This window comes from Lacticaseibacillus camelliae DSM 22697 = JCM 13995, from assembly GCF_001311195.1.
In the GTDB taxonomy this organism is placed as follows: domain Bacteria; phylum Bacillota; class Bacilli; order Lactobacillales; family Lactobacillaceae; genus Lacticaseibacillus; species Lacticaseibacillus camelliae.
This window is the reverse complement of sequence record NZ_BBAJ01000001.1, coordinates 80,540-90,400: the sequence shown is the minus strand read 5'-3', so window position 1 is coordinate 90,400 and position 9,861 is coordinate 80,540. Positions and strand designations below refer to the sequence as shown.

Below are 9,861 nucleotides of genomic sequence, written 5' to 3'. Positions count from 1 at the left end.
TTGTAGGACCAAGCTGGCAAAAAACAGCAACCGACCGCCGTGCGGAACGGCCAGCAGCGCGATCGCGAAATTTTCAGCAGTGTGCCGTACAGGTAGGGCTTGCGCAAGCCCACCAGCCGGTCGGCCGCGTAACTGCCGGCGATCCCCGCCACGTACCCCAGTGATGAGAACACCGCCATGATCTGCGTGGCGGTGATGCGGTCCAACCCCAAGCCGCCGAGATGCAGCGGCTCGTAAAGGTAAAGAATCATGATCGCACTCACGGCGTAAGTCGCAAAGCCTGTGCCTAATGACCCCAGCGCCATCAGCTTGAACGCCGGTGGCTGCTGAGAAATGACCCCGTTTTGTTTTGCCACGATCCGCCCCTCTTTATGCCCAGTTACGTTCCAATATAGCACAAGCCAAGACGCCGGCAATGCTTTTCCAGGGCCACTTTGCTAAAGTGAAAGTAACCGCTTTAGAAAGGAGCCCACAATGCGCAAACGGCACTGGCACCTCTCCGCCCCGCAGGCGATCCTGGTCAGTTTTGCTGCGATGATCGCCCTTGGCACGGCGCTATTAGCGCTGCCTTGGGCCAGCCAAAGCGGCCAGTCAAGCGGCTGGCTCACGGCACTGTTCACCGCCACCAGCGCCAGCTGCGTGACCGGGCTCGTGGTGGTCAACACCATGCAGCAGTGGACCCTGTTCGGCCAACTCGTGATCCTTGGCCTGATTCAGCTGGGTGGCATCGGCTTCATCACTGTCGTCACCGGCAGCCTTCTGCTCTTCCGCCGGCGCATCGGCCTGCGCCAGCGTTTGGCCATCCAGACCCTGTTCAATCAGGACTCACTGGGGGGCATGAGCAAGCTGGTCCGCCAGGTCCTACGCTACACGGTTGTGATTGAAAGCGGCGGCGCGGTCCTTCTCACCGTCGGCTTGCTGACGGCAAATCGCGGTTACACAGTGGGTGAAGCGCTGTGGTACGGCGTGTTCCACGCCGTCTCCGCTTTTTGCAACGCTGGGTTTGACGTTATCGGCCAAAACTCCCTTGCCGATTTTCAGGACAGCTGGCTCATCAGTCTGACCGTGATGGCCCTGATCACGCTGGGCGGGCTGGGTTTTCCCGTCCTGTACGAACTCAAACGCATGGTGAAAAACGACAGTCGTCCCCTGCGCCGGCGCGTGCATCATCTCAGCGTCAACGCCAAGCTGGTTTGCCTGACCAGCGTGCTCCTGACAGCGACCGGGACCTTGCTTTTCGCGCTGCTGGAGTGGCACCAATGCGGTTCGCTGGGTCGCCTGACCACCCCGACCAAATGGCTGACGGCGGCATTTGAGGCCGTGACCCTGCGCACGGCCGGCTTTGCGACCTTCGACCAAGGCCAGCTCACCCCGTTAAGCAAGCTGATCGCCTGCGGGCTGATGTTCATCGGCGGCTCGCCGGCAGGCACGGCCGGTGGGGTCAAAACCATCACGCTGGCCCTGCTGGTTGCCGCGGTGGTCTCGGGGCTGCGCGGCCACGCCGGAATCGTGATTTTTGGCCGCCGAATCCCGCTAGCACTGCTGCAACGGGCCCTAGCCGTGTTCTTCGCGCTGTTCGCCGTGATTGCCAGCGCCGTTTTGGTCCTCCATTTCACGGAAGCAAACAGCGTCTTCCGGCCGCAGCTGCTCGACCTGATTTTTGAGGCGACCAGCGCCACGGGCACAGTCGGGCTCACCACCGGCCTCACGCCGTACCTGTCGACAGCTGGCAAACTCACCATCGCCGCCTGCATGTTCATCGGCCGGCTGTCACCGCTGACGCTTGCGATTGCCCTGAACGCCCGTCAATCCGGCGCGACCCACCCCGCCGACTACCCTGCTGCCACCCTTTTCGTCGGCTGATTGCAGAAAGGAGCCCGCAATGAAAACCGTCCAAGCTCGCACGTTCGCCATCTTCGGCCTCGGCCGCTTTGGTACCAGCATTGTCGCCCACCTGGCGGAAAACGACGTCGAGATCCTCGCGGCCGACCGCAAGCCGGCCCGCGTTGAGGCGGTTGCCGACCAGGTCGATCAGGCCGTCGTCGGGGATGCCAGCGACGACGGCTTTCTTCAACGCGTCGCCATTGAACACTTCGACGTCGCCGTGTTTGCCATGGGCGAGCAGTTCGAGGCAAGCGTCATGGCCACCATGATGGCCAAGGAACGCGGCTGCCGGCGCGTTGTGGTCAAGGCGCTGGACGCACGTCAGGCCAAGATCTTGACCCGGATTGGGGCCGACCAGGTCGTGCTCCCGGAAGTGGAAATGGGGGCCAAAATCGCTCACACGCTGGTCAACGCCAATATTCTCGATGTATTTGATCAAATCCCCGGCGTCAACATCACCGAGCGCCGGCCTGACCCCCAGTGGGTGGGCAAGACCCTGGCCCAGGCGGATATCCGCCGCACCGCCGGTCTCGAGATCCTGGCCCTGATCCGCGCTGGCCGCCCTCAGATTCCGGTGGCGCCTAGCACCATTTTAGCGGCAGACGATGTGCTCCTAACGGTGAACACCAAATAGCAAACGGCCCCACGCCTGGCGAAAATCGCCGGTGTGGGGCCGCTACTTTTGAAAATTATTTTGACCGGGCAGGTGTTACTTGGCTGCCTTGCGCGCTTCTTCGCACGCCTTGACGATGGACGGGTTCTTTGAGTGGCAGTCCTCGATCATTTGCAAATCGGCTTCGCTCAGCTTCAAGTCATATGTCATGTCGTTTACCTCGCTTTGGTTTTAAAGATATTTTTACTGTACCACGATGACAAACAGTTGCAAGCAGAACGTGAACACGCCAGGCCCGCCACCCTATTGACACCGCCGCGCCGGTTGCCCACACTGGACGTAATTGGGTTAGGAGGCTTTGGCGTGGATTGGCTGCTCATTCTCATCCCCGCGTTTTTCGCGGCGCTCGTGCAAGGCATTACCGGCTTTGGCTCGGTGATCATCATGATGATTTTCTTCCCGGCAATTTTGCCCATCGCCGAGGCAGCAGGACTGGGCGGCGTGATCATGCTGAGCTGCACCGCCAGCTTGGCATGGCGCTACCGAAAAGATTTTCACTTCAAGCAGGTGATCGGTCCGTTCCTGTTCTACGCCACTGTGGCCACTTGGTCGGTCCATCTCGGTAAGCTGCTGGACACCCATGTGCTGCGGCTGATGCTGGGCGTGCTGCTGGTCGCGCTTGCGCTGTACTTCATTCTCGCCAAAAACGCAGGTGACCGGCGCTACCCCTGGTACATTGCGGTTGGCTTCATGGTGATCTCAGGCTTTTTCAACGGGTTGTTCGGCATTGGCGGGCCGCTGATGGCGCTGTATTTTCTCTCGCTGTCGACCTCGGTGCCGACCTACATGGGCAACCTGCAGGGGTTCTTCCTGATGGACACGGTTTACATCACCAGCGTGCGCGTGGCTTCCGGCATCATCACGGCCTCGGCCATCCCCTACATCATCGGTGGCATCATCGCGGCCACCCTGGGCACGCTGGTCGCCTCTCGCTTGTCAGCTAAGTGGAGCCTGGCCCAGATCAAGCCGCTGATTTACGGCTTCATCGGCCTCAGCGGGCTGTATTACCTGTTCTTCTGACTCCGTTGCAACGAAAAAGCGCACCAACCAGCTCCGTCCTTCAGTATAGGGGCGTGCTCGGTTGATGCGGTTTTTACCGTCTGGTGCCTCAAAACACTACCACAGATGCGTCATCGGCCCGACCATGTACAGCCCAAAGGCCATCACCAGCAGGCACAGTGTCGTGGCGATCACCCGGTACCAGCCGTGCATCCGGTATTTATCCGGCAGCGCCTTGGCTTCGAGCAGCAGCAGGAACCCCAGAACAATCGGCACGAGCAGCGCGTTGATCACCTCGACGGTGACTGCCAGATCCACCAGCTGAATGTTCGCGAGCACCAGCACGGCACCGATCACATGCGCCCCGATGTAAATCAGGTAAAAGCCCGCGCTTTTGCGGTTGAACGGCTCGTTCAAACTGTGCGGCCAGCCAAGCACTTCGGTCAGCCCCCAGGTGCCGGCTAAGGCGACCACCAGGGCGGCGACCAGCGACCCGCCCAGCAGGCTGGTCCCAATCAGTAGGTAGGCCGGCAGCGACCCAAGTAAGGCGCTAGTGCGCCGGCCATTTGTCCCACCGTCGCAAACGCACCGCTGCCGCCGTGCTTGCCTACGGTTGCCGCGAACGTCACGATGAACACAATCATAATCGCCTGCGTAATCAGCGTTCCAACCGCAGTGTCGCGGCGCTCTTGGGGAATGTCCGCCGGGGTCAGATGCTTGTCCACTACTGCACCTTGCTGGTAAAACAGCATCCATGGCATGATGACCGCACCGACGTTGGCCGCCACGAGGTAAATGTAACTGCTGCTCTGCCAAGCACCGTGACCAGGCCGCGCATCAGATCACCGAGCTGCGGTTTCGCCATGACCATGGCGATGACAAATGCAAACTCAGCCAGGCCGACAATGACGCCGATTTTTTCCACCCGGCGATACTCACCTAAAAAGGCGATCCCGACCAGAAACGCCGTCGCGATCGGAATCGTGATCCACTTAGACACACCAAACAACTCGCCAACGCCAGCGATGCCGATGAACTCGGTCAACAGCGCCCCGACGGCAGAAATTCCTAACGTCGCAGCCGCGAGCCACGCCCAGCCGCGGCCAAAATACTGGCGGATCAGCGTGCCGTGGCCTTCCTGGGTGACAATCCCCAGCCGCACGGTCATTTCCTGCGCCATGAACAAGACCGGGATCAGGACCAGCTGCGGCAACACCATGGTGTAGCCCCACTGCGCCCCGGATTGGGCGGCCGTGATGAGGCACCCCGCGTCCGTATCGGCCAGCATGACCAGCAGGCCAGGGCCCCAGACGGCGAGCCACCCCCGACCACGTCTAGCCGTTTTTGATGATTTCTCATTTCTTTCGATAATTGCCACTCCGCTCCTGGCGGCCAATGCCGCGAGTCAAAACATAGGCTCATTGTACTACGAGACCACCGGTCATTTGGAGCAAACATCAACAATTGCGGCGGCCCCCGGGTACCCCTTTTTTTGCTTACAAAACCGCGCCAATTGCGCTACACTGAAGTGAATTTAAGTCTCCGCAGCGTTTATTGCGATCGTCTACTACCAATAGATGGAATAACCGTTCCTGCAGTCATTCCAACGAAGGTGGTATTTTTTATGCAATCAAACACAGTTCCCGTTAAAACAAAGGTCTCGATTCTGGCCGCTGGCCTGTTGTCATTCATCGGTATTCTGGTGGAAACGTCAATGACCGTCACGTTCCCCACCCTGATGCGTACCATGCACGTCAGCCTAGCGACAGTGCAGTGGCTGACCACGGCCTACCTGCTGCTCGTGACCATCGTGATGAGCAGCACGGCCTTTGTCCTCAAGCGGTTCACCTTTCGCCGCCTATTCTTCTTTGCCGACCTGATGAGCCTTGCTGGCACGATCACGGCCATGGTCGCGCCTAACTTTGCACTGCTGCTGGCGGGCCGCATGCTTCAGGCCGTTGCGACCGGGATCGCCACCCCACTCATGTTTCAGCTCGTCTTCACCCGCATCCCCTTCAAGCAAATCGGGCTTTGGACCGGACTGGCCAGTGTCATCGTCTCGCTGGCGCCGGCGCTTGGTCCCACGTATGGGGGAATCTTGACCAGCCTGTGGTCCTGGCGTGCCATTTTTATTGGCATCCTGCCAGTGCTGGTCGCTGCCACCCTGCTCGGCGCGTATGGCCTGCACGGCGCGGCGCTGGGCACTCAGGGTCAGCAGTTTGATTTTGGGGGCCTCGCGCTGCTGGGGATCACGTTCACCAGCCTGGTCTGGACGCTCAACCTAGCCGGCACTCACGGCTGGATCAGCGCCAATTTTGGCATGAGCATGTTTGTCGCGATGTTGTTGGTCGCCAGCATGACTTGGTACGCCCGCCGCGGTCAGCGCCACCTGTTTGATTACAGTATTTTGAAAAATGGTGTGTTGCGGCAGCGCCTGCTTCAGTACTTCGGCCTCCAGCTGATCAATATTGGCCTGTCGTTCGTCCTGCCCCTGTTTGCTCAAGACGTCCTGCACGCATCGCCGATGAGCGCAGGCTTGATGCTGCTGCCAGGCGCTTTAGTTGGGGCCATCGTGGCGCCGCTTGCCGGTAAAATCTACGACCGCCGCGGCGCACGATGCCACTCTTAACCAGTGCCAGCCTCGCTGCGCTGGCGATGCTGCTGTTTGCCACGCTGACTCACCACTTCACCATCGGCGTGATTGCCGCGCTTTACATGGTCTTGCGAGTCGGATTCAACAGCGGCTTTGGCACCGCCGTGTCCGACGCCAGTCTGCAAGTCGCAGGCCCGCAAAAAGCGGATCAAAACTCCATGTTCAGTATGATGCAGCAATTTGCCGGCTCGCTAGGCACGAGCCTGATGTCTGCGGTAATTGCCGCCAAGACGCTGCACTCGAGCACCATCGCGGCCACCGTTAACGGCAGCCAAATAGACTTTTGGCTCCTGTTTGGGGTCGCCGTTGCCATTCTGGGTACCGGACTGTGGGTGGCCAAAAAGAAAAAGACCGGACTTTGATCAGTCCGGCCGGTCATACATACTCAATGTGATTCGCCTGGCACCACCGCTTAGCCAGCTGCTGATAAGCAGTGCCCTGAAACTCGTACCATTGATCTACCAGCCCCAACGCCTCGAGTGCGCGCCGAAACCGCCGAAACACCCCATGACCATGCAGGGTTTGTTCGAGTTGCGGCCGCTGCAGAGCAGTGGCGACCTCGTCGGTAAACCGGGTCATCAACTGGTAATCATCCCTTTCGTACTGCGTCGGCAGCGTGACATAACGCGCTTCGTCCGCTTCAAAAGGGGCCTCTGCTTCGTCGTCATCGGGCACCCGGATGATGGTTTCCGTCTTGCGGTCGTAAAGAAACTCTAACTCATCATCAGTCATCTCGATGGCCTCACTGACCGCACCTAATTTGATCGGCATCAAATCGCCTTCTTTGCTAATTGTCAGCCCGCGCACGCATCAGCCAGGTCTGCCAGATCAGCACCCCGGCCATCAACACCGTGAAGGCCAGAATATACACGGGATACAACCCGATGGACACCGCGCCGGCCAGCAAGCCAAACAGCGGCGGCGCAAAGGTCGAACCGACATACGCCGACGCCATTTGCAGCCCGATCACCGCCTGTGAGTGGTCCGCGCCAAAGGAGTGCGGCGTTTCGTGAATAATCGTCGGGTAAATGGGCGCACACCCCACGCCGAACACCACGAGACCAACCAGCGCGGAGATAACCGGCAGTGGCAACAGAATCAGCAGGACCCCCACGAGCATGATCCCCGTGCCGAGCCCCAGCATCCGGCGGTCACCCAGCTGATCGGCGATGATACCCGACAGAAAGCGGCCCACCGTGATGCCAATGTAAAACAGCGCGGCAAACCGCGCGGCCGTCGTCACGGCGACCCCACGGGCCTGAACCAGGTAACTGGCGGCCCAGATGCCGGCAGTGGCCTCCAGGGAGCAGTAGGCGAAAAAGGCGACGAGGACCTGCTTGACGCCGGGCAGTTGCAACAACTGGCCAATCTTCAACGGTGCGCTGGCTCCCTTTTCACTTGCCGCGGTTTGCGGTTTGGCCCACAGCGGGAGACTCGCGATCAAGATAAAGGTCAGCACCACCTGGATGATGCCGATGATGCGATACCCGGACTGCCACCCCAGCTGGTGGGTCAGGGCGTAGCTCATCACGTTCGGGCTGATGGCCGCGCCCACACCCCAGAAGCAGTGAAGCCAGTTCATCTGGCGGCCCTTGTAGTGCAGTGCGACATAGTTGTTCAGCGCCGCATCCACGGCGCCGGCTCCGAGCCCGTACGGCACCGCCCAGACGCAAAGCCAAATGAAACTGGGCGACAGCGAAAAGCCAAACAGTGCAAGCGCAGTCGTCGCCACACTGGCCGCCGTGACCTTGCCCGCCCCAAACCGTCGCGTCAGGCGGTCCGACATCAAGCTGGAAATAATCGTGTCTGCCGAAATCAGCATGGTGATGATCCCGACGTAACTGGTTGGCACGCCCAGTTGCGTGTGCATCGCCGGCCACCCGGCCCCAATTAAGGAATCAGGCAGGCCCAGGCTAATAAACGCTAAATAAATGATCCCCAACAGTAAAGAAAACATATGCCCCTCCGTATGCGTCAATACTGGTAATTCTAGCGGAGTGGCAAGCAGTGTCAACGGTTTCAGTGTGACTACTTCGTCACTGGTGTCATGATGGTGGGACGAAAAGCCCCTTATCCCCACGGGCTTTACCATTTGTTTCACCTGAAACCATCATCGCATCCCCATGATATCGGTCTTCCGGGCATGCTAAACCGGGCGAGCAGAAAGTTGAAAACGGTTGGTAAATCCAGACCACAGTGAGGTGTACGGATGCACATGAATCACTCACCGATGGGAAGGAAGTGCCTGATTGTCCGTTGCTGATGCGATAACGCTTATGTTTAGTACTTCGAGTTTCATCTTGTCTTTATCCACCTGACCATCGTCATCACCCAAACAATCGGCGGCAAGAAAAAGACCGCTAAATTTCTGGCAGGAGGTTTAGCGGTCTTCGACTATTCAAACTAAATGCCAACCGTCTTTAGCGGTCTGCAGGGCGACGTGCTGAATGGCGTGCCGCCTTTTCGATACTCAGAGAATAACATGGGCGAAACTCACGAGAGAAAGAAAATCGCAGAAGCATCCTCTATCTCAAGCAACCCGCCTGCTTGATGACGAATGCGCGTATCTGGCGTCCTTAGTCATCAACCTCAACCGTCGAGTTTTCCCCGCCGATCGTGACTTCCGCCTGCTTAAAACTCAGGGCGAAGAAGTCAGAGTGCGCGGCGTACTTCGCAGTTTGCGGGTACTTCGCGTTGTACAAGGCCAGCTGCTCAGGGGTTGGGTCGATTTTCTCGACCGTCGCCTTGCGGACGCGGGCCACATCATTGCTGCCAAACTGCGGCGTCGCAAACGATGCCTGACTGTGTTTGCTGATTTCTGCAACCTTTTCCGCGTTGGCGGCCGTCATGAACAGCTCCTGGTTGTTGGCTTTATCGTAAACGCCGAGGACGATGCGGACATCCGGCGCGGTGCCGTCTTCCGTCAACGTCGCAACCGCAATTTGTGATGACGCGTTAAAGATTCTCTCTAGATCTTCTGTATTAGCCAAAAAAATCCCTCCAATATCAGTTACATTTTCGGGCGAGCTTCATTCGTTCGTCTATATAAATGGTAAGCGGTTACGTCGGAGAATACAAGCGTCGCGGCCGCCGTGTCACATTCACTAATCGAGCATCTTGGGGCTGCTAGAGACCAAATCACTTATGGTACGGGCTCCCGATCTGAATCATGAACGCCCGGTAGATCTGCTCCATAAGCACCAGCCGCATCACTGGTGCGGCATGGTCAGCTTGCCGAAGCTCAGCGTGTCATCGGCGCGCTTCATCACGGCCGGCGACAGCCCCAAAGAACCCCCGATGACAAACGTGATATCGGAGTGGCCGTATGTGCCGAGGTCCTCAAGCTCCTTGGCGAACACCTCACTGGCGCGCTGCTTGCCTTCGATTGCCAAGGCGATGACCCACTCCTTGTCCTTGATTTTGGCGAGGATCCGCTCGCCCTCAACCTCTTTGACATGCGCCATCTCCGCCTCGGATAGCGACTCCGGGGCTTTTTCATCGGCGACTTCAACAATCTGCACCTTCGCAAACTTGTCCAGTCGCTTGCGGTATTCGGCAATCCCGTCCTTAAAGTACTTCTCTTTGAGCTTGCCGACTCCAATCACTTTGATGTTCATACGCGTCACCCCTCAAAGCAAGTATACCCGAAACC

Annotated in this window: 8 protein-coding genes and 3 pseudogenes; 5 read left to right on the top strand and 6 right to left on the bottom strand. The window is 58.7% G+C overall.

Annotation, left to right across the window (positions count from 1 at the left end; translation table 11 throughout):
• Positions 1-356 (bottom strand): annotated as a pseudogene (locus JCM13995_RS00410) (hypothetical protein); the annotation flags it as partial.
• A 118-nt stretch (positions 357-474) separates the two neighbouring features.
• Between JCM13995_RS00410 and JCM13995_RS00405 the strand changes: the two are divergent.
• From JCM13995_RS00405 to JCM13995_RS00395, 3 genes are all read left to right on the top strand, one after another.
• Entirely contained in the window at positions 475-1,863 is a 1,389-nt protein-coding gene (locus tag JCM13995_RS00405) for a TrkH family potassium uptake protein (protein ID WP_054661396.1), read from the top strand.
• A gap of 19 nt (positions 1,864-1,882) precedes the next feature.
• The gene (locus tag JCM13995_RS00400) at positions 1,883-2,518 is read left to right on the top strand and encodes a potassium channel family protein (RefSeq protein ID WP_054661393.1); all 636 of its coding nucleotides are present in this window, start codon (positions 1,883-1,885) and stop codon (positions 2,516-2,518) included.
• A 342-nt stretch (positions 2,519-2,860) separates the two neighbouring features.
• Entirely contained in the window at positions 2,861-3,577 is a 717-nt protein-coding gene (locus tag JCM13995_RS00395) for a sulfite exporter TauE/SafE family protein (protein ID WP_054661390.1), read from the top strand.
• Positions 3,578-3,673: 96 nt separating this feature from the next.
• On the opposite strand, the pseudogene JCM13995_RS17380 reads toward JCM13995_RS00395, so the two are convergent.
• Positions 3,674-4,928 (bottom strand): annotated as a pseudogene (locus JCM13995_RS17380) (NRAMP family divalent metal transporter).
• Positions 4,929-5,180: 252 nt separating this feature from the next.
• Between JCM13995_RS17380 and JCM13995_RS00385 the strand changes: the two are divergent.
• Together JCM13995_RS00385 and JCM13995_RS15315 are read left to right on the top strand one after the other, a co-directional pair.
• Entirely contained in the window at positions 5,181-6,185 is a 1,005-nt protein-coding gene (locus JCM13995_RS00385) for an MFS transporter (RefSeq protein ID WP_225350604.1), read from the top strand.
• Positions 6,173-6,571 (top strand): MFS transporter, encoded by a 399-nt coding sequence (locus JCM13995_RS15315; protein WP_225350603.1) that lies wholly within the window; start codon positions 6,173-6,175, stop codon positions 6,569-6,571. The genes JCM13995_RS00385 and JCM13995_RS15315 overlap by 13 nt, the downstream gene beginning before the upstream one ends.
• 13 nt (positions 6,572-6,584) lie before the next feature.
• Here JCM13995_RS15315 and JCM13995_RS00380 read toward each other — a convergent pair whose 3' ends face one another.
• The 4 genes and pseudogenes from JCM13995_RS00380 to rlmH all read right to left on the bottom strand — a co-directional run bounded on the left by JCM13995_RS00380 (position 6,585) and on the right by rlmH (position 9,826).
• A complete protein-coding gene (locus JCM13995_RS00380; protein ID WP_054661387.1) occupies positions 6,585-6,980 on the bottom strand; it encodes a UPF0158 family protein in 396 nt (131 codons plus the stop codon).
• A 16-nt stretch (positions 6,981-6,996) separates the two neighbouring features.
• On the bottom strand, positions 6,997-8,166 hold the full coding sequence (locus JCM13995_RS00375) for an MFS transporter (RefSeq protein WP_054661384.1): 1,170 nt from the start codon (positions 8,164-8,166) through the stop codon (positions 6,997-6,999).
• Positions 8,167-8,785: 619 nt separating this feature from the next.
• The gene (locus JCM13995_RS00370; protein ID WP_054661381.1) at positions 8,786-9,199 is read right to left on the bottom strand and encodes a pyridoxamine 5'-phosphate oxidase family protein; all 414 of its coding nucleotides are present in this window, start codon (positions 9,197-9,199) and stop codon (positions 8,786-8,788) included.
• Positions 9,200-9,347: 148 nt separating this feature from the next.
• A pseudogene (gene rlmH / locus JCM13995_RS00365) lies at positions 9,348-9,826 on the bottom strand (23S rRNA (pseudouridine(1915)-N(3))-methyltransferase RlmH).
• Positions 9,827-9,861: the final 35 nt, after the last annotated feature.

Bases quoted from the DNA above. Each gene is read 5' to 3' on its own strand.
- JCM13995_RS00375 (WP_054661384.1), bottom strand. From the start codon at position 8,166: ATGTTTTCTTTACTGTTGGGGATCATTTATTTAGCGTTTATTAGCCTG.
- JCM13995_RS15315 (WP_225350603.1), top strand. From the start codon at position 6,173: ATGCCACTCTTAACCAGTGCCAGCCTCGCTGCGCTGGCGATGCTGCTG.
- JCM13995_RS00405 (WP_054661396.1), top strand. From the start codon at position 475: ATGCGCAAACGGCACTGGCACCTCTCCGCCCCGCAGGCGATCCTGGTC.
- JCM13995_RS00385 (WP_225350604.1), top strand. From the start codon at position 5,181: ATGCAATCAAACACAGTTCCCGTTAAAACAAAGGTCTCGATTCTGGCC.
- JCM13995_RS00400 (WP_054661393.1), top strand. From the start codon at position 1,883: ATGAAAACCGTCCAAGCTCGCACGTTCGCCATCTTCGGCCTCGGCCGC.
- JCM13995_RS00380 (WP_054661387.1), bottom strand. From the start codon at position 6,980: ATGCCGATCAAATTAGGTGCGGTCAGTGAGGCCATCGAGATGACTGAT.